Below are 25,281 nucleotides of genomic sequence, written 5' to 3'. Positions count from 1 at the left end.
TTGCCATCACCGGCTGAACGGTCATCAGACCTGGAGGATTTCCTGAAGCGTCAACGGCCGATATTCGCCCGGCGCCAGTGCAGCATCCAACTCAAGCGGTCCCATACGTTCGCGATGCAAGCTGATCACCTTGTTATTGAAGTGCCCGAACATGCGCTTCACCTGGTGATAGCGGCCCTCGATGATGCTCAGCCGCGCGGTCGTCGGCCCCAGCAGCTCCAATTCGGCTGGCTGGGTGGTGAGGTCCTCAAACGCAAAATACAGGCCCGCCGCGAACGTGGTCGCGTACTCGGCGCCGATGGCCTGTTCAGTGGCAACGAGATAGACCTTGGGCAACTTGGTCGTCGGTTGCGTCAAGCGGCGCGACCACTGGCCGTCATTGGTGATCAACATCAGGCCGGTGGTGTTGAAATCCAAACGGCCGGCGATATGTAAATCCGCTTTGTCCGGCTCATGTAGCAGGTCCAGCACCGTGGGGTGTTGCGGGTCTGAGGTCGCACTCACACACCCCTGGGGCTTGTGCAGCATGAAATAACGCGCCGGTTTGCCCGCCTGTAGCACGTTGTCGTCAACGCACACGCGGCTGAATTCCCGTACGTCATGGTGAGGGTCGCTGACGATCACCCCATCGACGCTCACGCGCCGTTCTACCAATAGCAGACGCACCTGCTTGCGATTGAACTGCGCTAGGTTGCTGAGGAAACGGTCAACTCGCATCGCGGCGACGCAACTGTTCATCGACTTGGGCGCAGCGCGGGCAGAGGCAGGCTTTGTTGCGCAGTTCATCCGGCAGCGCTTCAAGTACGGCGGGGTCGATGGTGACGCTGTAGCACCAGCAGGCCTGGTCGGCCGTGCGTGGGTCGGCCAGGGTGCAATCGTTGCGGGCGCCGCAGGCGGGGCATAGGGTTGGCGTGGTCATGGAGTGGGCTGATCGGGCAAGGTTCGCTTGGCCTTGCACGATACAGCGCCAACCCACGGCAGGCTACTTACAGCTGGAACTTGCTGACCAGCACATTGAACGAGGTGGCCAGGCGTGACAGGTCCTGGCTGGAGGCGTTGGTCTGGTGGGCGCCGGCGGCGGTCTGGGTCGACAGGTCCTGGATGTTGAGCAGGTTGCGGTCCACTTCACGGGCCACTTGCGCCTGTTCCTCGGAGGCGGAGGCGATCACCAGGTTGCGCTCATTGATCTTCGCCACGCTGGCGGTGATGCGCTCCAATGCCTCACCGGCGTTCTGTGCCAGGGTCTGGGTGTTGTTGGCCCAGGTCAGGCTCTTGTTCATCGCGGCCACGGCGTCATCGGCGCCGACCTGCACTTCGCCGATCATTTTTTCGATGTCGACCGTGGAGATTTGGGTTCGATGAGCCAAGGCGCGGACTTCATCGGCGACCACCGCGAAACCGCGACCTTGTTCGCCCGCACGGGCTGCTTCGATGGCCGCGTTGAGGGCCAGTAGGTTGGTCTGGTCGGCGATGCCGCGAATCACATCGATCACCTTGCCGATTTCACGGACCTGGCCAGCAAGGTCGGCGACCGATTGGGTGGAGTCGTTGATCTCGACCACCATCGAACCCATGCCGGACACGGCCTGGGCCACTTGCTCACGGCCCTCTTCGGCTTCGGTGGTGGCTTGGCGCGAGGCTTCTGAAGTGGACACGGCGTTGCTTGCCACTTCGTCCACCGCGGCGGTCATCTGGTTGACGGCGGTGGCGGCTTGTTGGATTTCGTCATTCTGGCGGGTGAGGCCACGGCTGCTTTCATCGGTGACCGCACTCAGTTCTTCGGCGGCCGACGCTAACTGGTCAGAAGCGTTGGCGATTTCCATCAGTGTGCTTTTCAAACCACCCTGCATATCGGACAGCGCCATCAGCAGTTGCCCGGCTTCATCGGTACGCTCGGTGACGATGGCTTGGGTCAGGTCACCTTTGGCAATGCGTTGTGCGCTTTCCACGGCCTGGGCGATGGGGCGGGTGATCAGGCGGGTGATCAACACACCAATGGTGATGGCGATGATGAAGGCAAGCACGATGCCGCTGATCATCCAGGTCAACGCGCTGTCGCGCAGCTCATCAGCGGCGATAGAGCCTTCTTTGATCTGGCGGTTGTTGGACTCGATCATCACGCGGATCAAGTCGCGTGCCTGGCGGAACATTTCATTGTTGGTGCTGTTGAGCTGTGCGCGGGCCTGGTCGAGCTGATTGCTTTCGAGCATCGACATGATGCGTTCGGAGCTGCTGATGTAAGCGGGCCACAGCTGGTCGAGCTTGTCGCCTGCTGCCCGTTCGTCGTCTTCCAGCGGGGTGGCGCGGTAGATCTTGTAGGCAGCCTGGCTGTTCGTGAGTTCTTTGGCGATGTCCTGGCGCACGCGGTCGCGGTCTTGCTGGGACACGTCGCCCTGGCTGGCATCCATCAACCGGTATAAGCCCCGGTTGTGGGCGACCAGGCCGTTGAGGGTGGCCGCGGTGTTGCTCACGGAAACCAGATTGTTCGAAAACGTCAGTTCGAGTGCGTTGGCGAGGCGAACCACACCCTTGATACCCAGTAAACCCACGCCCAGGGTGACGACTGCGCACAGTAGAAAGGAGAGCAACAGTTTGGTTGAAATCTTCATGGCTTAAATCCGAGGTCATATGGGTAGAGTGCTCGCGCTAGAGCCTCCTTGGCATTGTGCGATGTCATAGTGACACTATCCAATTATTTAAAGTTTCAATACATCCAAAAATGTTCCATCCAGTTAAAAACTCCGACCAATGGGCAATTTTGGGCGGATGACAAATCTGGCGGATGCAGATGTATCAATCTGTTACCAAAACGCACCAGATTCGGTTTTTGATGTCAGATATTTCGTCATTCAGTGAAAGCTGAATGCCGCCCTCCCGCGTCGCTGGAGGTGCTCTTTCGCGGTCCAGGAGGCCGCCATGTATCGACGACTGCTGCTCAGCGCTTTACTCGGTCTGACCCTTTCCGCTTGTGTGCCCTACTACGATGGAGGCCAGAGCTACTATCGATCCGAGGTCTATACCTCACCGGCGCCGGCGTATTACTACGGGGGTGGCTCGGCGTATCAATATCGCCGTGATTACTACCCGTCGCCGCGCTATTACGCACCAGCACCGCGTTACTACTCGGCGCCGCGTTATTACCAGCCGGCACCACGCTATTACCCGGCTGGGCCGAGGGCCGGTTACCGGCCTTATCCGAACCAGGGCTGGGGCGAACATGGGGGTAATGGCAGGCACGGACGCGATGGACGCGATGGAGGTCATGGCGGTGGCCGCGGCGGTCACCGTTGATCTGAGTTGAATGCAAACGGCGCAGGAAGCGCCGTTTTTTGTGGGAGAAAACAATCAGTAATCGGACAAGTCCGCCAGCGGATGGCGACCTTCCCACGCCTTATGAAAGTGCGCCTGTACCACGGCGTCCGGGACTGTATTGATATCTGGCCAATGCCAATGGGGTTTCTGGTCTTTATCGATCAACCGCGCGCGTACCCCTTCGCTGAATTCAGGGTGACGGCAGCAGTTGAGGCTCAGGGTGTATTCCATCTGGAACACTTGGGCCAGGGATAAATGCCGTGCGCGCTGGATCTGTTCCCACACAAGGTGTGCAGTCAGCGGGCAGCCTTCGCTTAGAGTCTTGCCGGCGCGGCTGAACAGCGGGTCGGCGTGGTCGCGCAGTGGGCTCAACGCTCGCCAGGCACAGCGCACATCGCCCACGTCCAGCCATTCGTCGATTTGCGCTCGGCGCGGCAGCCATTGGGCTTCGGGCTGCTGGCTGACAGCCTCTTGGGCCAGGGCCTTGAGCAGGCTGTTGAGTTGCATCGCGGTCTGTTCCTGCCAATTGAGTTGCAGCAGGCCATCAAGCAGTTCGTCCTGTTGATCGTCGCGCAGGAAACGGTCGGCCAGACCCAGGTCCAAGGCGTCACGGCCGTTGATGTACGCGCCGGTGAGGCCCAGGAATAGACCGAGCTTGCCCGGCAGGCGCGACAGAAACCAACTGGCGCCCACATCCGGGTACAGGCCGATGCTGATTTCGGGCATCGCCAGGCGACTGCTCGGCGTGACGATGCGTATGGCCGCGCTTTGCAGCAGGCCCATGCCACCCCCCAGCACATACCCGTGGCCCCAGCAGATCAGCGGTTTAGGGTACGTATGCAGGCGGTAGTCGAGGCGGTATTCCGCGGCAAAAAACTGTGCACCCAGGGCGGGCACTTCGCCGGGTTGTTCGAGGCAGGCCATTGCCAGGCTGCGTACCTCGCCACCGGCGCAAAAGGCCTTGGGCCCGTTACCGCGCAGCAGCACGCAGACGATGTTCGGGTCTTTGGCCCACGCATCCAGGCGATCGCTCAAGGCCAGGATCATCGGCAGGGACAGGGCGTTGAGGGATGCTTCAGCATCAAGGCTGGCGATGCCGACGCGGGCGCCGTCGCTGCCGGTGAGCTCTTCGAAGTGCAGGTTCATTGTGACCTCATTCGGGAGGGTGAAGGATCAGTATGATCGCTTCGTGGGAAAGTGCCGATGGTGTGTCAGATCAATTGACAAGCAAGGCCGGCTTTCCTAGGGTTCGCCTCATTCTTTTTTACAAGACAATTCAACTATGACCGAAGGCGACCGTATCAAACTCGAACCCAGCTGGAAACACGCCCTGCGTGATGAGTTCGATAAGCCCTACATGGCTCAGTTGCGCGAGTTCCTGCGCCTGGAGCACGTAGCCGGCAAAGAGATCTACCCGCCCGGCCCGCTGATTTTCAATGCGCTCAACTCCACGCCTCTGGACAAGGTCAAGGTCGTGATCCTCGGCCAGGACCCGTACCACGGCCCCGGCCAGGCCCACGGTTTGTGTTTCTCGGTGCAACCGGGCGTGCCGACGCCGCCGTCATTGGCCAACATCTATAAAGAGCTCAAGCGCGACCTGAACATCGACATCCCCAACCATGGCTGCCTGCAAAGCTGGGCCGACCAAGGCGTGTTGTTGCTCAACACCACCATGACCGTGGAGCGCGCCAACGCCAACGCTCACGCGGGCAAGGGTTGGCAGTTCTTTACCGATCGGATTATCGAAGTGGTCAGCGAGCACCAGCCTCATTTGGTGTTCCTGTTGTGGGGCGCCCATGCACAAGGCAAGCAGAAACTGGTCGACGCCACCAAGCATTTGGTACTGACGTCAGTGCATCCGTCGCCGCTGTCTGCGTATCGAGGGTTTCTGGGGTGCGGGCATTTCAGCCGTACCAACAAGTTTCTTGAGCAGAATGGCGAGACGCCGATTGAGTGGCGGCTGCCGCTGCTGTGAGGGGGCTTGGGTTATTCCGGGAGGGCTTGCGCCAGTAAGAGAGCCATCTGTTTGGCGGCGTTGTGATCGGATTGGTAGAGCTGTCGGAAAGCGAGGTTACAAGCGGTGAACTCACTCTGGGCGCTGCATTTGAAGGTCACCAGTTGCTGTGCGACCTTTCGCGTCGCGACGTCGGTTTTGTCCGCCGCCAAGGCTTCCAGCGCAACCCAGAGCTCTATCAGTGCAAGCGCTCGCCGTGAGGTGAGGTCCTCATGGTTCAGCTGGAAAAATTCGATATTGGTGACCGCCCGTTCATAGGCGTGCCCGTTTTGCTGCGCCGGAACCGCTAATACGCCATCAAAAGTAATGATCGTTTGCGGGTCGTCCACGTCAACCGTTGAGATCGGATAGAGCAGCAGCGCTAACTCGTTGCCCATTTGTGCGGGGTCGGAACCTTGCACATCGCGATGGCCGCGGATGGGGAAAAAGTTTGATTTCAGGGTTGAGTTGCAACGGGTGCAGGCAATCGCATAGTTAAAGTGATGATAAGCGAGCTTGTAGTACCCCGTTGCGCTCGCTGCGCCGGTGGCCCAGTTAAGGTGTATGGGCCAGGCCTGGATACTGGACTTGGGGCGATAGTGCTCCACTTCGTGGACTTTGCTCGCCAGCACCGAACCCTGAAGTTTGGTTTCGCAATATGCGCATTTTTCGTATTGCAGCGCTATATAGACGGTTTTTATCTGGCCCCAGAACTCAGTACCGCCGGTGTATTTACCGGCAGCCACGTAAGTTCCAGTACGTGCCTTGGCACGGCCAAGCCAGGTTTTATTCCGCTCTTTGATTTGTGCAATGAGATCTTTCTCCAGGATTGGATAACGGATCATTTCTTGACGCCTTCCCCGTTCTTTCTTCGCTTAGGCGCAGAAGTGGTCGGTGGTGACGGGGGCTGGTCGAACCCTAGGCCGGTTGCCATAAGTTTCAGGTAGCTGGCGCTGGCGTCGCGATTCCCGGAAACGGCACTGCGTGCCAGTTCGTTGAGTTTGATTGACGTAGACTCGGCGCGAGTACTGTCCAGGCCGAAATAGGGCGAAAGCAGAATTTGTTCGGAACTCTTGCCCCTCACATGTTCGGGCAGCCGCTTTATGAGCGTCGAACCTTTCTCCTGACTCAGCAAAAAGAGGTTTTGTGACATCAATGAACCCACCACCAATGGGCTGTGGGTGGTGAAGATGAACTGAACGTTGGGTAAGGCTTTTGCCAGAGTGGGGACGACTACTTTTTGCCATTCAGGGTGTAAGTGCAGATCGATTTCGTCGACCATTACAACACCTCGCATTTCCCTTAGTTTCAGCCCTGTCGCGACACCCTGGCAGACATGAAACAGCATGTCGCCTATCCAGCCAATATAAGCCCTGAACCCATCGGACAAGGCTCGGAATGGCAGCACAATGCCGTTCATTTCAAATAAGTTTTCGTTTTCCTGCACCGTTTTCTGAATTTGACAGTTCAGAGGCAGCAGATCGTTTATCAGGTTGATGACTTGGGTGTATCGGCCTTTGTTGCTTTTGGCGTATTCAGGCAGCCAATAGGACAATGGCATTAGCGTGACGTGTTCTTCGAAGAGGCTGGCAACCCGTTCATAACGGCGCAGGCGCGATTTTTTACGTGCACTTTCATCTACCCTGGCGGAGGCTTCGACACTTCTGCTCGCCCCATAACCCACAATGAAAAACGCAGGATTGTCTTCGTTGAACTGAAGAAACTCGACCGTATTCTCGATATCGCGTGGGGACACTTTGCTGCGCATGCGCTCAGTGGAGCCGAAGGAACTGATTTGGGTCTTCAGCGAAAATTGATCGGGCAGCGGGTGGTCTGTCTGCTTCGGATTTTTTTCTTCGTCAGTCGAAAGGAGCGTTGCAGTAATGGTGGCGGGAGGCGTTTTTTTTTCAGCGGCGTCAGTACGACGAACCAGGCCTTCGGGAACAAAGCCGGACCCTCCGCTGAGCAAAGGCCCCAACACCGACAATGCGACTGCACGCAATACGCTGGTCTTGCCGAGGCCGTTATCTCCCAGCAAGACATTCACGTTAGGGTATTGGATCTGTAAGTTACTTGTGGCGGGCACATTGAAGTCGAGCCCTACGGCCTTAAAAGACCGTAAGTTCTCTATCTGTAACTTTTGAATATGCATGGAATCCACCTCTTCCGAAGCCGCAGATGGTAGCAAAGTTTCATCTGGGTGCCAGGCAAAGGCGTCTATTTAGTGCATCGACTGGCGGTTCCAATGCCGGAACAACGGCTCCGCCAGAAACAATACAAACAACAACCGCATTACCTGCATCGCCGTCACCAGCGGCACCGACAGTTGCAGGGTTTCGGCCGTGAGGCTCATCTCGGCGATGCCGCCGGGCATCATGCCCAGGGTCAATGAGCGCAGGTCCAAGTGGGTGAGGGCACTCAAGCCCACCGCCGCCAGCGTCGCCAGCGCCATGGTCAACGCCGTGCCGATCAAGGTGCGAACCATGAACGACGGAGCGCGCCGGAAGAACTGACGATTGAAGTGGCAGCCCAAGCCGCTGCCGATCAGCCATTGGCCAATCTGGCTGCCGCCGTCAGGTAACCCGATGTGCAGGTCCCACACCACGCTGGCGGTGGCACTCACCAACAAGGGGCCGAACAACCAAGGGTTTGGCTGACGCAAACGCTGCCAGCCCCAGGCTACCAGCGCACCCAGAGGAAACAGCAACGCCAGCCACGCCCAACTCACCGGTGCCGGATGAAACTGCGGCGCGCCGCCCTCCAGCAAATACTTGAAAATCGCCGGCACACACAACACCACTACCAGCACCCGCAGGCTCTGGCCCGCTGCCACGCGGCTAAGCACCGCGCCATTGCGTGCGCCGAGGTTGACCATCTCACCGGAACCGCCCGGCATGCTGGAGAAAAACGCGGTGGCGCGGTCTTCACCGCTGCGGCGCATCAGCCACACGCCGACCACGCTCGACAGGCTGGTGACCAGCGCGCCGAAGAAGATCAGGCCGAAGTGGCTCATCACCTGTTCAATCACCAACGGGGTGAAGTGCAAGCCGATGCCGATGCCCACTACCCATTGACCGCATTTGCGCCCGCCGGGAATCTCCGCCAACTGCCACGGCGTGAGGCAACGCACGAGGATGATCGCCAGCAACGAACCGACCATATACGGCAAAGGCCAGCCGACCAGGCTGGCCAGGTAACCGCCGGCCAGACCGACCAGCGGTGTTCCCCACCATTGTTTAAAGGTGACCTCAGACATCGGCCACGGCACGACGCTGTTGGGCACGTTTACGCCAGATACGCAGCAACGGTACAAACAGCATGATGGCGGTCAGCACCCAGACGCCAAAGGTGATCGGGCTCGACCACAGGATTTCCAGCGCACCGTTGGAAATCGACAGCGCACGGCGCAGGTTCTGCTCCATCAGGCCGCCGAGGATAAAGCCCAGCAGTACCGGCGACAGCGGGAAATCCAGCTTGCGCAGGATGTAGCCGAAGATGCCGATACCCACCATCAGGAACAGATCGAAGGTGGTGGCGTGCACCGCATACACACCGATCGCTGTGATGATGGCGATCACCGGCACCAGCGCCCAGTTCGGCACGGCGAGAATGCGCGTGAAGATGCGGATCATCGGGATGTTGAGGATCACCAGCATGATGTTGGCGATAAACAACGAGGCGATCAGGCCCCAGACGATGTCCGGTTGCTGTTGGAACAGCAGCGGGCCAGGGGTGATGTTGTACAGCGACAGAGCACCGATCATCACCGCCGTGGTGCCCGAACCCGGTACACCCAGTGTCAGCATCGGTACCAGGGCGCCACAGGCGGAAGCACCGATGGCCGTTTCCGGCGCGGCGAGGCCACGCATGTCGCCCTGGCCGAATTTGCCGCTGGCACCGGCCAGGCGTTTCTCGGTCATGTAGGCGACGGCCGAGGCCAATGTCGCACCTGCGCCGGGGAGTACACCCATGATGAAACCGAGCAGGCCGCAGCGGATGTTCACCACGAACACCGAACCCGCTTCTTTGAGGTTGAACATCATCCGCCCGGTGGCCTTCACCGCTTCCTGGCCACGGTGAGTTTTTTCCAGCAGCAGCAGGATCTCACTGATGGAAAACAGGCCCAGCACCAACACCACAAACTGGATGCCGTCGGTGAGGTGGATGTTGTCGCCGGTAAACCGGTACACGCCGCTGTTGGCGTCAATACCCACTGCCGAGAGGAAGAGGCCGATCAGCGCCGCAACAAACGTTTTCAGCGGTTTGTCACCGGCCATGCCGCCCAGGCAGACAATCGCAAACACCATCAGTACGAAATATTCCGCCGGACCGAAGGCAATTGCCCATTTGGCCAGCAGCGGCGCAAACAGCACCATGCCGCAGGTAGCGATAAACGCGCCGATGAACGAGCTCCATGCCGACAAGGACAACGCCACGCCAGCCAGGCCTTTACGGGCCATCGGGTAGCCGTCGAGGGTGGTCATCACGGTCGACGCTTCGCCCGGAATGTTCAGCAGGATTGAGCTGATACGGCCGCCGTATTCGCAACCCAGATACACGGCCGCCAGCAGGATCAACGCCGATTCCGGCGGCAGGCCCAGTGCGAATGCGATGGGGATCAACAGTGCTACGCCGTTGATCGGGCCCAGGCCCGGCAGCAGGCCGACCACAGTGCCGATCAAGGTGCCGCAGAGGGCGGTCACCAGGTTGTAAGGGGACAGTGCAACGCCGAAGCCCTGGCCCAAATAGCCGAAAGTATCCATATCAGTTCTCCAGAACGTCGAGCAGGCCGAGGGGCAGCGGAACATCCATGGCTTTATCGAACAGCAGATAAAGACCAATGGCCATCAGGCTGACGATCACCACGCTGGGCACCCAGCGGCCGCCGTACAGACGCGCCATGGGAATGCCGATCAGCATGCTGCTGAGAATGAAGCCGAGGGGTTCGAAGGTGGCGGCAAACACGATCAACAGGGCTACGCAGATGCAGATCTTGATCAGGGTCTGGCGGTCCAGCGCCGGTTCTTCCTCGGTGTGCTTGGTAGGTTGCGGGCGAAACAGCATGTAGATCAGTGCCAGGCTCATCAGCCCTAGCATCAGCAGCGGGTAGGCACGAGGCCCCACCGGCTCGTAGGAAAATGCCGCCTGATACGGCCAAGCCATCAATGCAAGGCCGGCACAGGCCAGCAACAGCACAGCGGCAAAAATGCGTTGTAAGAGCATGTAGAACTCCTGGGCCGCGCCCCTTGTGAAAGAGGGCGTGGCCGCACTTAGAAGGCGGGGCGATTACTGGATCAGGCCGAACTCTTTGGCCAGTACTTTGTAGTCAGCCACCTGTTTCTTCACGTAGGTGTCCAGCTCCGGGCCGGTCATGGCGAACGGGAACAGCTCACGCTGGTCACGCAGCTTGGCGAACTCGTCCGAGGCCAGCAGTTTGTCGAACGCCTCTTTCCACCAGGCATAGTCGGCATCGCTGACTTTTGGGCCCAGGTAGAAACCGCGCACCACTGGCCAGACGATGTCGTAGCCTTGCTCCTTGGCGGTCGGAATGTCCTTCATTTCTGGCTCGTCCAGCCGCTTCTCGGAGAACACCGCCAGCAGGCGCATATCGCCACTCAGGATGTGCGGCATGGAGTCGGAGATGTCGGTACTGCCCACCTGGATGTGACCGCCGAGCAGGGCAGTAGCGATTTCGCCGCCACCTTCAAGGGCGACATAACGCAGCTCGCGCGGGTTGATCCCGGCTGCCTTGGCGATCAGTGCCGTTTGCATCCAGTCCTGGCTGCCGACGGTGCCGCCGGAACCGATCACCACGCTGCCCGGATCTTTCTTCAAGGCTTTGACGAGATCGTCGAGGGTCTTGTAGGGCGAATCACTTTTCACTGCGATGGCGCCGTAGCTGGTGCCAACTGCCGCCAACCAACGCACGGCGCTTTCATCAAAACGACCGAACTTGCCTTGCGCCAGGTTCAACAGCGAACCGCTGGACCAGGCCACCAATGTGCCGGCATCAGCAGGGCGCTGGGCGACCACCGCGTTGTAAGCCACTGCGCCCACCCCGCCCGGCATGTAGGTCACGCGCATCGGCTTGCTGAGCAACTTCTCGTTGACCAACGCGCTTTGCGCCAGTTTGCAGGTCAGGTCAAAACCACCGCCGGGGGAGGCCGGGGCGATGCATTCCGGGCGCTTGGGTTCATCGGCAGCCAGCAGTTGGCCGGCGAACAGCATGCAGCCGGCGGCGAGGGCAAATTTACGCAGTGAAAGGGTCATGGTTATCTCCGTCTTTATTGTTGTGAGGTTCTACTTCCAGAGCACACTTACCAAAGGGCAACGCTGTAGCTGACCAGCACGCGCATTTCATCCGCGTCACGGGCTGAGTAGTTGGAACGGTACGTGGCGTTACGCAGGCGTACAGCGACGTCTTTGAACGTGCCGGTTTGCACCACGTACTTGATTTCGGTGTTGCGTTCCCACTCTTTACCGGTCTCGCCGTTCTTGAGTTTGATGTTGTCACCCGACAGGTAACGGCTCATGAAACTCAGGCCGGGAATGCCCAGCTTGGCGAAGTCGTAGTCGTAGCGCGCCTGCCAGGAGTGCTCGTCGGCGCCGGCAAAGTCGTTGATCTGAACGAAGTTGACCAGGTACGGGTCACTGCCATCCACATACGGGAAGGCGCTGTCGCCGGACATGTGCTGGTAGCCGGCGCTGAGCTTATGGCCATTGAGGGCATAGCTGAACAGGCCGTTGAGGGAGGTATTGTCGATCTTGCCGCCACGGGCAGCACCGGTGTCATCACTGATAGCCAGGCGCAGGTCAGTGGCGAAGGTGCCGGGGCCCATCGGGCGTGCGGCCACCAGGCCGAGGAAGTGCTGGCGGTAAACGTCGTCGAGCTGGGCGAAGTGGTAGCTACCGGTGATCTTGTCGGCGAACTTATAGTCCACGCCACCGAAGTTGAAATGCTTGCCGGTGGCGCCGCTGAGGAAGCGGCTGTTCTTGTTGTTGAGGGCGATGTCCTCGTAGTTGCTGTCGTCGCGGTCCTTGGCCTTGTCCAGGCGACCGCCGGTGAACGTCAGGTTCTTGAACTCCTTGGAAGTCAGCAGGCCGCCGTTGAACGTCTGCGGCAGGATGCGGCCGTCGTTGGGCTTGAGGATCGGCAGTTCAGGCATCAGCGAGCCGATCTTCAGCTCGGTGGCGGAGATCTTCACTTTGCCGGTCAAACCCAGCTTGGAGTACTCATCGGCGGCGCGACCATCGTCATGGGTCGGCAGCAGGCCGGTACCGGTGCGGTCGGGGCTGGAGTCGAGTTTGACTCCGAGCATGCCCAGCGCGTCGACGCCAAAACCGACGGTGCCGTCGGTGTAGCCCGATTGCAGGTTGAGCATGAAGCCCTGGGCCCATTCGTCGCGCTTGGATTGCTGTGCGCTGGTGCCGTCGCGAAAGTCGCGGTTGAAGTACATGTTGCGGGTTTCCAGGGTCGCGCTGCTGTCTTCAAAGAAGGCAGCCTGGGCAAGCGGCGAAAAGCCGGCAAGGGCAGCGGCACTGGCAAGGGCTGTGTGGGTCAGGCGGGAAAAACGAACAGGCGGGCAAGCCTGGGGCTGGGTCGACAGCATCGTGTTGCACTCCGTTATTGTTCTTATTTTGGCGAAAACGCATCGAGGCGTTTTTCGGTCGCGACTCATCTGGTCGCTCGGCGGGCATGACCCACCTTGGCTGGATGCTAAAGGGCGAAGCTTTCACTAACCTTTCAGCTGCCTTTCAATGTTTTCGGGCTTCACAGGGCAGGCGGCGCCTGTAAACTGCCCGCCAAGGCGTGGCATCGACCACCCATGAACGAGGTAGAAATCCATGCGTGTCCTCTTGGTTGAAGACCATCTGCAACTCGCCGAAAGTGTCGCCCAGGCGCTCAAGAGCACGGGTTTGACCGTCGACGTACTGCACGATGGCGTGGCCGCGGACTTGGCCTTGAGCAGCGAGGAATACGCGGCGGCGATCCTTGATGTGGGGTTGCCGCGCATGGATGGTTTCGAGGTGCTGGCGCGTCTACGCGCTCGCGGAAAAAATCTGCCAGTGCTGATGCTCACCGCACGCAGTGATGTGAAAGACCGCGTGCATGGCCTGAACCTGGGCGCCGATGACTACCTCGCCAAACCGTTCGAACTGACGGAGCTGGAAGCCCGGGTCAAGGCGCTGCTGCGCCGCAGCGTGCTGGGCGGCGAGCGCCAGCAGACCTGCGGCGTGTTGGTGTACGACCTCGATACTCGGCGCTTCACCGTGGGCGGCGAGCTGATGACCTTGACCTCTCGCGAGCAAGCCGTGCTCGAAGCCTTGATCGCGCGCCCGGGCCGGGTGATGAGCAAGGAGCAACTCGCGTCCCAGGTGTTCGGCCTGGACGAAGAGGCCAGCCCGGATGCCATCGAAATCTACGTGCACCGGTTGCGCAAGAAACTCGATGGCCAGCCCATCGCCATCGTGACCTTCCGCGGCCTTGGCTACCTGCTGGAAGCCCGCGATGCATAAGCCCAGCAGCCTGCGCTGGCGCCTGCTGTGGAACTTGGCGCTGTTGCTGGTGCTGTTGATGCTCGCCAGTGGCATGAGTGCCTACTGGAACGGTCGCGAAGCGGCCGACACCGCCTATGACCGCACGTTGCTGGCCTCGGCACGGACCATCGCGGCCGGCCTGACCCAAGTGGACGGCACCCTCAGCGCCAACGTGCCCTATGTCGCCCTGGACACCTTTGCCTACGACAGCGCCGGGCGTATCTACTACCAAGTCAATGACATCGACCAGAAGCTGATCTCCGGTTACGAGAACCTGCCCGGCCCGCCGCCGGGCACGCCTCGCACCGATGACTATCCGGCGCTGGCGCGGTTTTACAACGCCACGTACCAAGGCCAGCAGGTGCGTGTGGTCAGCCTGCTCAAGGCCGTCTCCGAGCCGAATATGAACGGCATGGCGGAAATCCGCGTCGCCGAAACCGATGAAGCGCGCGTGAGCATGGCCCGCAGCCTGATGGCCGATACCTTGCTGCGCTTGGGCATGCTTGCGATCGGCGCGTTGTTATTGGTGTGGTTCGCCGTAAGCGCAGCGCTGCGCCCGCTGGAGCGCTTGCGCACGGCAGTGGAAGAACGCCAGCCCGACGACTTGCGGCCCTTGCCATTGGTGGAGGTGCAGCATGAGTTCGGCCCGCTGGTGCGTTCCCTCAATCACTTCACTGAGCGCCTGCGCGGGCAGTTCGAACGCCAGGCGCAGTTTATTGCCGACGCGTCCCACGAACTGCGTACACCGTTGGCGGCACTCAAGGCGCGGCTGGAACTGGGTCTGCGCGCGGAAGATCCGGCGACCTGGCGCAGCACCCTGGAAACCGCCGCCCAGGGCACCGACCGCCTGACCCATCTGGCCAATCAATTGCTGTCCCTGGCACGCATTGAAAATGGCGCGCGGGCGATTGCCGAAGGGGGGGCGCAGTTGCTGGATCTGAGCCAGCTGGCCCGTGAACTGGGCATGGCCATGGCGCCCCTGGCCCATGCGCGTGGCGTGGCATTGGCGCTTGAGGCCGACGAGCCGGTGTGGTTGCGCGGTGAGCCGACGCTGCTGAACGAGTTGCTGAGCAACCTGGTGGACAACGCCCTGGCCCACACGCCACCGGGTGGCAACGTGATTTTGCGGGTGTCGGCGCCTGCGGTACTGGAGGTGGAAGATGACGGCCCAGGTATTCCGCTGGATGAACGCGACCGGGTGTTCGAGCGCTTCTACCGCCGCAGCCAGCAAGGCATGGGCTCAGGCCTGGGGTTGGCGATTGTCGGCGAAATCTGCCGCGCCCATCTGGCGCAGATCAGCCTGCACGATGGTGCGCAGGCGGGGTTGAAGGTGCGGGTAAGTTTTATCGCCGGTTGATCAGTCGAACATCAAGCGGGCTTCATCCAGCTCTGCGCGCAGTTTTTCACTGTAGGGGTCGACCCGCAGTTTCTTCATCGCCGGCACGTTGGAAACTTCCACCTTTGCCAAGGGGTGATCGGTGCCGTGATGGCAATACAGCACGGCGATCTGCACCAGGTCGATGTAGTCGAGGCTGGCGGAGTCGCGTTCCAGGTTCAGGTACTGGCCTGGCAGTTTCGCCAGCATTTCCGGGAAGTCCCAGCCACCTAGCAACTTGTCGCCCAATACCGGGTGGATGCTGTCGATGACATGGTTGAGGCTGACCGGGTCCGACAGCAGTTCGTAGTGGTCTTCGGCGTAGGTCAGGATCGGCAGCACGCCGATCTGGTGCACCAGTCCGCCCAACGCTGCCTGGTCTGGCTTGAGCTGACTGTGGCTGCGGCACAAGGCATAGCTCACGCCCGCTACTTCCAGGCTGCGGCGCCACACATCGCGCATTTTCTGTTCTACCGTTTCGGAACGGGCGTGGAAGATCTGTTCCATCACCAGGCCGATGGCCAGGTTGCTGCTGTAGTTGGTACCCAGCCGGGTGATGGCGGTGTGCAGGTCGGTGACTTCCTGAGTGGCGCGTAACAACGGGCTGTTGACCACTTTGATCAGGCGCGCCGACAGCGCGGTGTCGCGACCGATGACTTTGCTCAAGTGGCTGATGCTGATTTCCGGGTCTTCAGCGGCCTGACGGATGTTCAGGGCCACTTCCGGCAATGTCGGCAGAACCAGGTCATCGTTGTTGATGGCCTTAACCAACGCCTGTTGGACTTTTTCCGCCAGTTTGTTCATTCATGCTCTCTAGGGTGCTGCAAAAAGGTACGGCGACTAACGCTGGATTTCTCGATCGCGGTCGAGGGTATAAGGCAGCTCAAGCAGGTGTAAACCTGGGCCTTCCAGTGTGCCTAAGTGCACATCGCCACTATCGGCTGCTTCGGCTTGCAATACGGCCAGAAGTTCAATCGCTTGGTCAGCTTTTGCGGCAATCACCACTTCGCCGATCGAGCTGTTGTGGCTGGCGGAAAACAGTGGGGTGCCTGGCTCGGGCATGTCAGCCGCGTTGAGGCTCAGGCGGTACAAGCGGCGCTTGAGTTTGCCCAGGTACTGCATGCGCGCGACGATTTCCTGGCCGGTGTAGCAACCTTTCTTGAAACTCACGCCGCCCACCGCTTGCAGGTTGAGCATTTGCGGGATGAAGACTTCGCGGGTTTGCGGCATGACCTGGCCGATGCCAGCGCGGATCTGGCCCAGCAGCCATTCATTCAAGTCTGCTTCTTTTACGTGAGCGGCCAGTTGGCTGCGCACGGTGTCGGCTTGCTCGGCAGGCACCCAGAGTTCGGCGCGGGCTGGGGATACGCGGATGGCGATCAGTGCGTCGGCACGCGCTACGCTGTCAGTCTCGGGTGGAAGTTCAAGACCCAGGCTGGCGAGTGCATGGTCAGCGTTCGATAGGCCGAAACGCACCCAGGCGGCGCTTTCGTCGGTGAGCTTGGACTTGGAGAACACCGCGTATTTCTTCAGGTCGGCCAGTTGCGGTTCCAGCAAATCGGTGGCCATCGCCATCAATACTCCGTCACCTTGCAAGAGGATACGGAAGCTCGATTGCATGCGGCCTTTTTGCGTGCAGCGCGCGCCGAGGCTAGCCTGAGTATCACTCAGGTAATTGAGGTTGCAGGTGAGCTGGCCCTGCAGGAACTTGGCAGCGTCGGAGCCGCGGACGGCCAGAACGCCTTCGTGGGACAGCGGGCAGAAAAAAGCGGAGTCAGCCATGGGTCATCGCAGGTCAAAAAGTCATGGGTGCATCATAGAGGGGCGCCCGGCAAATGGATAGTTTCCATATGGTGCGACCAAAGCCGGCTGTTCCGGGGCCGTGGTGCCTGTATACTTGCGCGCTATTTGAGGAGCGCTCCATGGTCGAAGAAGTAGAAATCAATCGCCTCTACTGGCACAGCCGTCGTGGCATGCTGGAGCTGGATGTGTTGTTGGTGCCTTTCACCAAAGAGGTGTACGCCACGCTCAATAAAGTAGATCGCGACCTCTATGTCCGTCTGCTCGAATGCGAAGACCAGGACATGTTCGGCTGGTTCATGGAACGCGCCGAATCGGAAGATCCTGAGCTGCAGCGTATGGTTCGGATCATTCTGGACCGTGTTCAGCCCAAGTAATCGTTTTGAATGCCGCTGGCAGGCCTCACGGCTAATGCTGGCGGCGTATGTGCTTGCCCAGCTATTCGCGCTGGGTGCGTTGTTGGTCCTCGATTCCCCCTTTGCTTTCCTTGGCGTGCTGTTATGCCTGGCCCATGCGGCCTGGGTGCTGCCGCGCCATGTCCTGTTGACTCACCGTTCGTCGATTGTTGGCCTGCGTCGCGATGAGGATGGCTGGCAGTTGTTCAGTCATGAGCGCGGTTGGCACAGCGTGCAGTTGCGCCCCGACAGCCTGGCGTTGCCGCTGATTGTCGTATTGCGCTATCGGGTTCAGGGCGAGTGGCGGATGCGTTCCGTCTGTGTCCCATGGGATTCGCAGGTCGCCGATGTGCATCGGCGCCTGCGGGTACGCCTGAAGTTCAGCCGCCGAAGGTGGTTGGCACCAGAATAGTGTCGCGGGCTTCTGGCAGCATCTGTGGATAGTCGAGGGTGTAATGCAGGCCTCGGCTTTCCTTGCGTTCCATGGCCGAGCGGATCATCAGTTCCGCGACCTGGGCCAGGTTGCGCAATTCGATCAGGTCACGACTGACTTTATAGTTGCTGTAGAACTCGTCGATCTCATCCAGCAGCAAACGCACGCGGTGCTGAGCCCGTTGGAGGCGCTTGTTGGTTCGCACGATCCCCACGTAGTCCCACATGAACCGCCGCAGCTCGTCCCAGTTGTGCGCGATGATCACGTCTTCGTCCGAATCTGTGACCTGGCTGGCATCCCATCGGGGCAGGGCGGTCGGCACCGGGATGTGCGGCAGTTGGTCGAGAATGTCTGCCGCCGCCGAGCGCGCGTAGACAAAGCATTCGAGCAACGAATTGCTGGCCATGCGGTTGGCGCCGTGCAGGCCGGTGAAGCTGGTTTCGCCAATCGCGTACAGGCCGGGCACGTCGGTGCGGCCGTGCTGGTCGACCATCACGCCACCGCAGGTGTAGTGCGCGGCGGGCACGACGGGGATCGGGCCTTTGGTGATGTCGATATTGAACGCCAGACAGCGCTCATAGACCGTGGGGAAGTGGGTCTTAATGAAGTCTTCGGGTTTGTGGCTGATGTCCAGGTACACGCAGTCGACACCCAGGCGCTTCATTTCATGGTCAATGGCGCGGGCGACGATATCGCGCGGGGCCAGTTCGGCGCGCGGGTCGAAGCGCCGCATGAAACGTTCGCCATTCGGTAGTTTCAGGTGTGCACCTTCACCACGTAGCGCCTCGGTGATCAGGAAGCTCTTGGCTTGCGGGTGATAAAGGCAGGTGGGGTGGAATTGGTTGAATTCCAGGTTCGCCACCCGGCAACCCGAACGCCAGGCCATGGCAATACCGTCGCCGCAAGCGCCGTCGGGGTTGCTGGTGTAGAGGTAGACCTTGGCCGCACCGCCTGACGCGAGAATGGTGAAGCGTGCGCCGTACGTGTCGACTTCGCCGCTGGAACGGTTGAGCACGTAGGCGCCTAGGCAGCGCTCGCCGTCCAGGCCCAGGCGTTTTTCGGTGATCAGGTCAACGGCGACGCGCTGCTCCAGCAATTCGATGTTGGGACGCTGGCGGGCTTGGTCGAGTAGGGTCTTGAAGATCGCGGCGCCGGTGGCGTCGGCGGCGTGGATGATGCGGCGGTGGCTGTGGCCGCCTTCGCGCGTGAGGTGGAATTCGAAGCCGCCGTCGTCACTGCTCGCGTGTTCGTCGCGGGTGAACGGCACGCCTTGATCGATCAACCATTGAATCGCCTCGCGGCTATGCTCGACGGTGAAGCGCACCGCATCTTCGTTGCACAGGCCACCGCCAGCGTTGAGGGTGTCTTCGACGTGGGATTGCACCGTGTCGGTATCATCCAGCACGGCGGCCACACCACCCTGGGCCCAGAATGTGGAGCCGTTGGCCAGGTCGCCTTTGCTCAGGACCGCAATGCGCAGATGGCTGGGAAGGGTCAGCGCTAGGCTCAATCCTGCCGCGCCGCTGCCGATCACCAGGACATCGTGTTGAAACTGTTGGCTCATTTGAAGGATTCCGCAAAAAGCGATCCAAAGGTCAGGCGCAGACAGGAGGCCTGGATCGGCGAATCAAAGGGTCACACGGGCCACTAGTATATAGAGGGGGGGAGCGGCACAATAGCCGGGCATTCGTGGCAATGTGAGATTACGGTGCGCAGCTCGGGTAAAATCAGCCGGTTGTTGAAGCGGGAACTTTTTGCATAAGCCCCGACTCAATAGCAGGTTGCCCGAAAGCTGGGAAACGTTGAGTTTATTGGCCCGTCGGGAGCATTGGACGCGTCAGAAAACCGGCGACAAGATTATTCGCGCAGCCGGCGTTGCCCGCGCTGCGTTTTTCGTGTGTGCCAAATCAGTGCATGCCGGAAACTTGCTTGAAGGGGGAGAACTTTTGCGAAAAGTCCGAGTCTATGTTTGCAAGCCTGATCGTTTAGTTATGCAAGCCTCCTTCAAGTACAACGAGGAGTGTTCATGCTAACCCAGGAAGAGGATCAGCAGCTCGTCGAGCGCGTTCAACGCGGCGACAAGCGAGCATTTGATCTGCTAGTGCTGAAATACCAGCACAAAATTCTCGGGTTGATCGTGCGGTTTGTGCACGACACCCATGAAGCGCAGGACGTTGCACAAGAGGCCTTTATCAAGGCTTATCGTGCACTGGGCAATTTCCGCGGTGATAGTGCGTTTTACACGTGGCTGTACCGCATCGCCATCAACACGGCGAAGAACTATCTGGTGTCTCGCGGACGCCGCCCACCAGATAGCGATGTAAGTTCAGAAGATGCAGAATTTTACGATGGTGATCACGGCCTCAAAGATCTTGAGTCGCCGGAGCGTGCATTGCTGCGCGACGAGATCGAAGGCACCGTTCATCGCACAATTCAGCAACTGCCAGAAGATTTGCGTACGGCGTTAACTTTACGTGAATTCGATGGTCTGAGTTACGAAGACATTGCGAGCGTCATGCAGTGTCCGGTGGGGACTGTGAGGTCACGGATTTTCCGGGCCCGGGAAGCCATCGATAAAGCCTTGCAACCTTTGTTGCAGGAAAACTAAAGACAGCGGCGACAGCCAAGAGAGGAACCGCCATGAGTCGTGATGCCCTGCAGGAATCGCTGTCCGCAGTGATGGATAACGAAGCGGATGAACTGGAACTTCGTCGAGTGCTCAACGCATTTGATGATGCCGAAACCCGTGACACCTGGTCTCGTTACCAAGTCGCTCGGGCGGTGATGCATAAGGATCTTCTAATCCCTCGTCTGGATATTGCTGCGGCTGTTTCTGCTGCGCTGGCCGATGAAGCCGTTCCGGCAAAAGCTGCTCGTGGTCCTTGGCGTAGCCTGGGTCGCCTGGCAGTCGCTGCCTCGGTGACAGTTGCAGTGCTTGCTGGTGTTCGCCTGTACAACCAGGACGAAATTGCTGGTGCCGAACTGGCCCAACAGACTCAGCAGCCGGTCATGGCCGGTCCGCAAGTCAAAGGCCCAGCTGTACTGGCCGGCTACAAGGAAAGCTCTGACACCACCGGCCCTATGGCCAACGGTGTACTTCAAGGGCAATCGCAGGACCAGCGTCTTCCAGGCTACTTGCGCCAACACGCACAGGAATCAGCCTTGAAAGGCACTGAAAGCGCTCTGCCATACGCTCGCGCTGCAAGCCTGGAAAATCGCTAAACCGCTAAGGGGCATTATGCGCGCCATACCGCTCCTTACGCTGTTTCTCAGTGGTTGGTTTGCACTACCCGCCCATGCCGATGAAGCCCAAGATTGGCTGACTCGACTTGGGCGTGCAGAGCAGCAGCAAAGCTTTGAAGGTACGTTCGTCTATGAACGTAACGGCAGTTTTTCCACCCACGACATCTGGCATCGTGTCCAGAATGGTCAGGTACGCGAGCGGCTCTTGCAGCTCGATGGTTCTGCCCAGGAAGTTGTGCGAGTGGATGGCCGCACCCAATGTGTCAGCGGCACGCTGGTTGCTGGCATTGGCAATTCGCGTGATGCACCCTCACGAGCGCTTGACCCGCAAAAACTCAATCAATTTTACGAATTGGCCATCATCGGCAAGTCCCGCGTGGCCGGCCGTAATGCAGTCATCGTTTCGATCACGCCACGTGATCAATACCGTTATGGCTTTGAGCTGCATCTGGATCGTGAAACCGCATTGCCGCTCAAGTCCCTGTTGCTGAACGATCAAGGGCAGTTACTGGAGCGCTTTCAATTCACACGCTTGAATACTTCTACCTCGCCCACCGATCGTGATTTGCAGCCCAGCAGTGAATGCACGTCTATCGCTATCTCAGATACTAAGGCGTCGGAAGTAGAGCCCACTCAGGCTTGGCATTTGGAATGGTTGCCGCCGGGTTTTCAACTGACCACTAGCAGTGCCCGTAAAGATGCTCAGACCAAAGCCACTGTCGACAGCTTGATGTATGAAGACGGGCTGGCACGTTTTTCGGTATTTCTTGAGCCGATCAGCGCTGTGAGCGTGACTGAAACCCGCACTCAATTGGGCCCCACGGTTGCTGTGTCCCGCCGGCTGAATACGGTGGACGGCGAAATGATGGTGACGGTAGTTGGTGAAATTCCTATAGGCACCGCCGAGCGTATCGCGCTGTCGGTGCGCGGTGAAAAAAAGGCCACCATCCAGCCGTGAGTTGTTCATCCTGCTCTTCCACTGTACGTCCATGTCAGGCTGGCTGTCGAGAGCATGAAATGTCTGGATCAGCATTTTCACTTGCAAAAATCTCCCATGTTTTTTATAGGTCAGGGCTTGTCGGCTCTGGCCTTGTTTTGTTCGCGGAACAAAAATGTCGGTCGCAGTTTTCGGCGTTTCTTGAACCCTGTCGCTCAACCCTGCTCGTCGTAACGGGAGCTGTATGTCGATACCACGTTTGAAATCCTACCTATCCATAGTCGCCACGGTACTGGTGCTTGGCCAGGCCTTGCCTGCACAAGCGGCCGAGTTGCCTGATTTCACCCAATTGGTTGAGCAAGCCTCGCCGGCCGTGGTGAACATCAGCACCACGCAGAAACTGCCAGATCGCAAAGTGTCGAACCAGCAGATGCCTGACCTGGAAGGCCTGCCGCCGATGCTGCGAGAGTTCTTCGAGCGCGGCATGCCACAACCGCGCACGCCTCGTGGCGGTGGTGGTGGCCAGCGTGAAGCGCAGTCCCTGGGCTCGGGCTTCATCATTTCCCCTGATGGCTACATCCTTACCAACAACCATGTGATCGCTGACGCTGACGAGATTCTCGTGCGCCTGGCCGACCGCAGCGAGCTGAAAGCCAAGCTGGTGGGCACCGATCCACGTTCCGACGTTGCGCTGCTGAAAATCGACGGTAAGGACCTTCCCGTTTTGAAACTGGGCAAATCCCAGGACCTCAAGGCCGGGCAGTGGGTAGTCGCCATCGGCTCGCCGTTCGGTTTTGACCACACTGTGACTCAGGGTATCGTCAGCGCCATTGGTCGCAGCCTGCCGAATGAGAACTACGTGCCATTCATCCAGACCGACGTGCCGATCAACCCAGGTAACTCCGGTGGCCCGCTGTTCAACCTGGCCGGTGAAGTAGTGGGTATCAATTCGCAGATCTACACCCGCTCCGGTGGTTTCATGGGCGTGTCGTTTGCTATTCCGATCGACGTGGCCATGGATGTTTCCAACCAATTGAAAAGCGGTGGCAAGGTTAGCCGTGGCTGGTTGGGCGTAGTGATCCAGGAAGTGAACAAAGACCTCGCTGAGTCCTTCGGTCTCGACAAGCCTGCTGGTGCTCTGGTTGCACAGATCCAGGACGACGGCCCTGCTGCTAAAGGCGGTCTGCAAGTCGGCGACGTGATCCTGACCATGAATGGCCAACCGATTGTCATGTCGGCCGACCTGCCACACCTGGTCGGTGCACTCAAGGCGGGCAGCAAGGCCAAGCTGGAAGTAATTCGTGACGGCAAGCGCCAGAACGTTGAACTGACGGTAGGCGCTATTCCTGAAGAAGGTGCGACTCTGGACGCCCTCGGCAATAACAAATCGGGTGCTGAGCGAAGCAGCAACCGTCTGGGCATTGCAGTCGTTGAGCTGACCGAAGAGCAGAAGAAAAGCTTCGACCTCAAGGGCGGCGTAGTGATCAAGGAAGTGCAGGATGGCCCAGCAGCGTTGATCGGCCTGCAGCCGGGGGACGTGATCACCCATCTGAACAATCAGGCGATTGACTCCATCAAGCAGTTCACTGATATCGCCAAGGCGTTGCCGAAGAATCGCTCGGTGTCGATGCGCGTGCTGCGTCAGGGGCGCGCCAGCTTCATTACCTTCAAGCTGGCCGAGTAATCCGCTAAGCCAATAAAAAGCCCCGCCGTCGGTCAACGATGGCGGGGCTTTTTTGTGGGTGATGGGTTTAGCTCATCATCCCTTTTACCAGGCGTTCCTGTTCGATCAGCTCACGCTGGCGTGCGTCGATACGTGACGACAATGGAAAGTTACTGCCGGCGCGGCGTTTGGCGAAGTCCAGTTGCTGAATCGCCTGCTGGAAGTCGCCCACCAGAGCAAAGTATTCAGCGCGCGCCTGGTGCAGGCCGATGATGTTGCCGGATAACCCGCGTGTCTCGGCGACTTGATACCACACGTCCGGATCGTCCGGACGAGACTTGAGCAGGCCATCCAGGGCCTTTTCCGCATCCGCGGTACGATTTTGTTTAAGCAGCAGGTCGACTCGGATCTGATTCAGCGGATAGTTGCCGGGGTATTGGGTCAGCATCCGATCCGTGCGTTGCTGGGCGTCGGCTAGACGGCTGTTGTCTATGTCCAGCTGGATTTGCGCCAGGTTATAAGTGATGTCATTGGGCGCTTTGGCCAGCAGCGGTTGCAGGCTATCTCTCGCTTGCTTGAATTGTGAGGCCTTGATTTGGGCGATGGCCAGGCCATAACGCGCCACATCGTTTTTCGGATTCTCGTCCAGTTGCGCCTGGAAGCGTTTGGCGGCGAGTCCTGAGGTGTCCTCGTATTGCAGCTGCACCCGTGCGCGAATCAGTTGATAGCGCAGGCTGTCTTCCTTTCCGCCGGGCTTGGATTGCTCGGCTCGGTTTCGGGTGTCGGCGATCCGCGATTCAGTGACCGGGTGCGTCAACAGGAATTCTGGTGGCTTGGCGTCGAAGCGGTATTGACGCCCCAAGCGCTCGAACATGGTCGGCATGGAGCGCGGGTCGTAGCCGGCTTTCTCCAGATTGACGATACCGATACGGTCAGCCTCTTGTTCATTCTGCCGAGAGAACCGCCGTTGTTCCTGGATTGCCGCCGCCTGGGTGCCGGCGATCGCAGCAATGCCCGCATCACCTGCGCCGGCGGCTGCCGCGATGATGCCACCGAGGAGAGCAGCCATCATCGGGATCTGCATGCGCTGCTGCGCTTCAACGCCACGGGCGAAGTGACGCTGTGACAAGTGAGCCAATTCGTGCGCCAGCACCGAGGCGTATTCTCCTTCGGTCTGGGCGTTGAGGAACAGGCCGCCGTTCACGCCGACGATACCGCCTGGCGCGGCAAACGCGTTGAGTTGCGGGCTGTTGATCAGGATGAACTCCAGACGTCGGTCGTTCACCTGGCTGGTTTCTACCAGCTTATACACGCTGGTTTCGACGTAGTCTTTGAGTTGCGGGTCGTTCAGTTGGGAAACCTGCCCACGCAGGTAGGCCAGCCAGGCACGGCCCAGTTGGAATTCCTGTTGTGGCGAGACAATGGCAGAACTGGCGTCGCCAAGCGACGGCAGGTCGTCAGCGAAGCCTGGAGAGGCCAGCAGGCAAGCCAGCGTCAGCAGGGTGGGGCGCAAAAAAGTCATGCACATAGCCTTTCGACAAAGAGCTTACTGTAGCCGGACACTGAGCTTCGGACCAGATATTCTAAGCACC

General features: G+C 59.5%; 25 protein-coding genes. 10 read left to right on the top strand and 15 right to left on the bottom strand.

Annotation, left to right across the window (positions count from 1 at the left end):
- Positions 1–24 precede the first annotated feature (24 nt).
- The 3 genes from ACVWXD_RS17710 to ACVWXD_RS17700 all read right to left on the bottom strand — a co-directional run bounded on the left by ACVWXD_RS17710 (position 25) and on the right by ACVWXD_RS17700 (position 2,609).
- Positions 25–717 carry a pseudouridine synthase gene (locus tag ACVWXD_RS17710; RefSeq protein ID WP_401382264.1) on the bottom strand — a complete coding sequence of 231 codons (693 nt, stop codon included), beginning with the start codon at positions 715–717 and terminating at the stop codon, positions 25–27.
- On the bottom strand, positions 707–919 hold the full coding sequence (locus tag ACVWXD_RS17705; RefSeq protein ID WP_099601364.1) for a cysteine-rich CWC family protein: 213 nt from the start codon (positions 917–919) through the stop codon (positions 707–709). Before ACVWXD_RS17705 ends, ACVWXD_RS17710 begins: the two co-directional genes overlap by 11 nt.
- A 67-nt stretch (positions 920–986) precedes the next feature.
- Positions 987–2,609: a methyl-accepting chemotaxis protein gene (locus ACVWXD_RS17700; protein ID WP_099601365.1), complete on the bottom strand. Its 1,623-nt coding sequence runs from the start codon at positions 2,607–2,609 to the stop codon at positions 987–989.
- Between the two features lie 307 nt (positions 2,610–2,916).
- On the opposite strand from ACVWXD_RS17700, the gene ACVWXD_RS17695 reads away from it, so the two are divergent.
- On the top strand, positions 2,917–3,291 hold the full coding sequence (locus ACVWXD_RS17695) for a hypothetical protein (RefSeq protein ID WP_095184064.1): 375 nt from the start codon (positions 2,917–2,919) through the stop codon (positions 3,289–3,291).
- Between the two features lie 54 nt (positions 3,292–3,345).
- Here ACVWXD_RS17695 and ACVWXD_RS17690 read toward each other — a convergent pair whose 3' ends face one another.
- Positions 3,346–4,458: an enoyl-CoA hydratase/isomerase family protein gene (locus ACVWXD_RS17690; RefSeq protein WP_095184065.1), complete on the bottom strand. Its 1,113-nt coding sequence runs from the start codon at positions 4,456–4,458 to the stop codon at positions 3,346–3,348.
- Positions 4,459–4,594: 136 nt separating this feature from the next.
- Here ACVWXD_RS17690 and ung point away from each other — a divergent pair, with 136 nt between their 5' ends.
- Positions 4,595–5,287, top strand: a complete 693-nt coding sequence (gene ung, locus ACVWXD_RS17685; RefSeq protein ID WP_095184066.1) for a uracil-DNA glycosylase — start codon at positions 4,595–4,597, stop codon at positions 5,285–5,287.
- An 11-nt stretch (positions 5,288–5,298) separates the two neighbouring features.
- On the opposite strand, the gene ACVWXD_RS17680 is transcribed toward ung, so the two are convergent.
- The 7 genes from ACVWXD_RS17680 to ACVWXD_RS17650 form a co-directional block, all read right to left on the bottom strand.
- The gene (locus ACVWXD_RS17680) at positions 5,299–6,150 is read right to left on the bottom strand and encodes an HNH endonuclease family protein (protein WP_122755723.1); all 852 of its coding nucleotides are present in this window, start codon (positions 6,148–6,150) and stop codon (positions 5,299–5,301) included.
- The gene (locus ACVWXD_RS17675) at positions 6,147–7,457 is read right to left on the bottom strand and encodes an AAA family ATPase (protein ID WP_457371223.1); all 1,311 of its coding nucleotides are present in this window, start codon (positions 7,455–7,457) and stop codon (positions 6,147–6,149) included. Before ACVWXD_RS17675 ends, ACVWXD_RS17680 begins: the two co-directional genes overlap by 4 nt.
- 69 nt (positions 7,458–7,526) lie before the next feature.
- Positions 7,527–8,561: an AbrB family transcriptional regulator gene (locus tag ACVWXD_RS17670; RefSeq protein ID WP_457371598.1), complete on the bottom strand. Its 1,035-nt coding sequence runs from the start codon at positions 8,559–8,561 to the stop codon at positions 7,527–7,529.
- Entirely contained in the window at positions 8,554–10,068 is a 1,515-nt protein-coding gene (locus ACVWXD_RS17665; RefSeq protein WP_032888527.1) for a tripartite tricarboxylate transporter permease, read from the bottom strand. Before ACVWXD_RS17665 ends, ACVWXD_RS17670 begins: the two co-directional genes overlap by 8 nt.
- 1 nt (position 10,069) lies before the next feature.
- Entirely contained in the window at positions 10,070–10,528 is a 459-nt protein-coding gene (locus ACVWXD_RS17660) for a tripartite tricarboxylate transporter TctB family protein (protein WP_032888529.1), read from the bottom strand.
- A gap of 63 nt (positions 10,529–10,591) precedes the next feature.
- The gene (locus ACVWXD_RS17655) at positions 10,592–11,581 is read right to left on the bottom strand and encodes a Bug family tripartite tricarboxylate transporter substrate binding protein (RefSeq protein WP_163033161.1); all 990 of its coding nucleotides are present in this window, start codon (positions 11,579–11,581) and stop codon (positions 10,592–10,594) included.
- 41 nt (positions 11,582–11,622) lie between these two features.
- Positions 11,623–12,915, bottom strand: coding sequence for an OprD family porin (locus ACVWXD_RS17650; RefSeq protein ID WP_032888532.1), 1,293 nt, complete (start codon positions 12,913–12,915; stop codon positions 11,623–11,625).
- A 235-nt stretch (positions 12,916–13,150) separates the two neighbouring features.
- On the opposite strand from ACVWXD_RS17650, the gene ACVWXD_RS17645 reads away from it, so the two are divergent.
- Together ACVWXD_RS17645 and ACVWXD_RS17640 are read left to right on the top strand one after the other, a co-directional pair.
- Complete coding sequence (locus ACVWXD_RS17645; protein WP_017736361.1) at positions 13,151–13,822, top strand: response regulator; 672 nt, start codon at positions 13,151–13,153, stop codon at positions 13,820–13,822.
- On the top strand, positions 13,815–15,200 hold the full coding sequence (locus ACVWXD_RS17640) for a sensor histidine kinase (protein WP_032888534.1): 1,386 nt from the start codon (positions 13,815–13,817) through the stop codon (positions 15,198–15,200). Before ACVWXD_RS17645 ends, ACVWXD_RS17640 begins: the two co-directional genes overlap by 8 nt.
- Here ACVWXD_RS17640 and ACVWXD_RS17635 read toward each other — a convergent pair whose 3' ends face one another.
- Positions 15,201–16,022, bottom strand: coding sequence for an HDOD domain-containing protein (locus ACVWXD_RS17635; protein ID WP_032888536.1), 822 nt, complete (start codon positions 16,020–16,022; stop codon positions 15,201–15,203).
- A gap of 36 nt (positions 16,023–16,058) precedes the next feature.
- Positions 16,059–17,000, bottom strand: a complete 942-nt coding sequence (ygfZ, locus tag ACVWXD_RS17630; RefSeq protein ID WP_457371222.1) for a CAF17-like 4Fe-4S cluster assembly/insertion protein YgfZ — start codon at positions 16,998–17,000, stop codon at positions 16,059–16,061.
- Positions 17,001–17,140: 140 nt separating this feature from the next.
- On the opposite strand from ygfZ, the gene ACVWXD_RS17625 reads away from it, so the two are divergent.
- The gene (locus ACVWXD_RS17625) at positions 17,141–17,395 is read left to right on the top strand and encodes an FAD assembly factor SdhE (protein ID WP_032888540.1); all 255 of its coding nucleotides are present in this window, start codon (positions 17,141–17,143) and stop codon (positions 17,393–17,395) included.
- Positions 17,379–17,825 (top strand): protein YgfX, encoded by a 447-nt coding sequence (locus tag ACVWXD_RS17620; RefSeq protein ID WP_457371221.1) that lies wholly within the window; start codon positions 17,379–17,381, stop codon positions 17,823–17,825. Before ACVWXD_RS17625 ends, ACVWXD_RS17620 begins: the two co-directional genes overlap by 17 nt.
- Here ACVWXD_RS17620 and nadB read toward each other — a convergent pair.
- Positions 17,794–19,410, bottom strand: coding sequence for an L-aspartate oxidase (gene nadB, locus ACVWXD_RS17615; RefSeq protein WP_401382277.1), 1,617 nt, complete (start codon positions 19,408–19,410; stop codon positions 17,794–17,796). The genes ACVWXD_RS17620 and nadB overlap by 32 nt on opposite strands.
- A 462-nt stretch (positions 19,411–19,872) precedes the next feature.
- On the opposite strand from nadB, the gene rpoE reads away from it, so the two are divergent.
- From rpoE to ACVWXD_RS17595, 4 genes are all read left to right on the top strand, one after another.
- On the top strand, positions 19,873–20,454 hold the full coding sequence (gene rpoE, locus ACVWXD_RS17610; protein ID WP_003172477.1) for an RNA polymerase sigma factor RpoE: 582 nt from the start codon (positions 19,873–19,875) through the stop codon (positions 20,452–20,454).
- 32 nt (positions 20,455–20,486) lie between these two features.
- Positions 20,487–21,068 (top strand): sigma-E factor negative regulatory protein, encoded by a 582-nt coding sequence (locus tag ACVWXD_RS17605; RefSeq protein ID WP_032888545.1) that lies wholly within the window; start codon positions 20,487–20,489, stop codon positions 21,066–21,068.
- Positions 21,069–21,084: 16 nt separating this feature from the next.
- The gene (locus ACVWXD_RS17600; protein WP_457371220.1) at positions 21,085–22,047 is read left to right on the top strand and encodes a MucB/RseB C-terminal domain-containing protein; all 963 of its coding nucleotides are present in this window, start codon (positions 21,085–21,087) and stop codon (positions 22,045–22,047) included.
- Positions 22,048–22,270: 223 nt separating this feature from the next.
- Positions 22,271–23,710: a DegQ family serine endoprotease gene (locus ACVWXD_RS17595; protein ID WP_181644002.1), complete on the top strand. Its 1,440-nt coding sequence runs from the start codon at positions 22,271–22,273 to the stop codon at positions 23,708–23,710.
- Between the two features lie 67 nt (positions 23,711–23,777).
- On the opposite strand, the gene ACVWXD_RS17590 is transcribed toward ACVWXD_RS17595, so the two are convergent.
- Positions 23,778–25,211: a M48 family metalloprotease gene (locus tag ACVWXD_RS17590; protein ID WP_095184077.1), complete on the bottom strand. Its 1,434-nt coding sequence runs from the start codon at positions 25,209–25,211 to the stop codon at positions 23,778–23,780.
- Between the last annotated feature and the right edge of the window lie 70 nt (positions 25,212–25,281).

This window comes from Pseudomonas sp. TE3911 (assembly GCF_054062775.1).
Note: the sequence above shows the minus strand (reverse complement) of the source record. Positions and strands in the feature narration are given on the sequence as shown.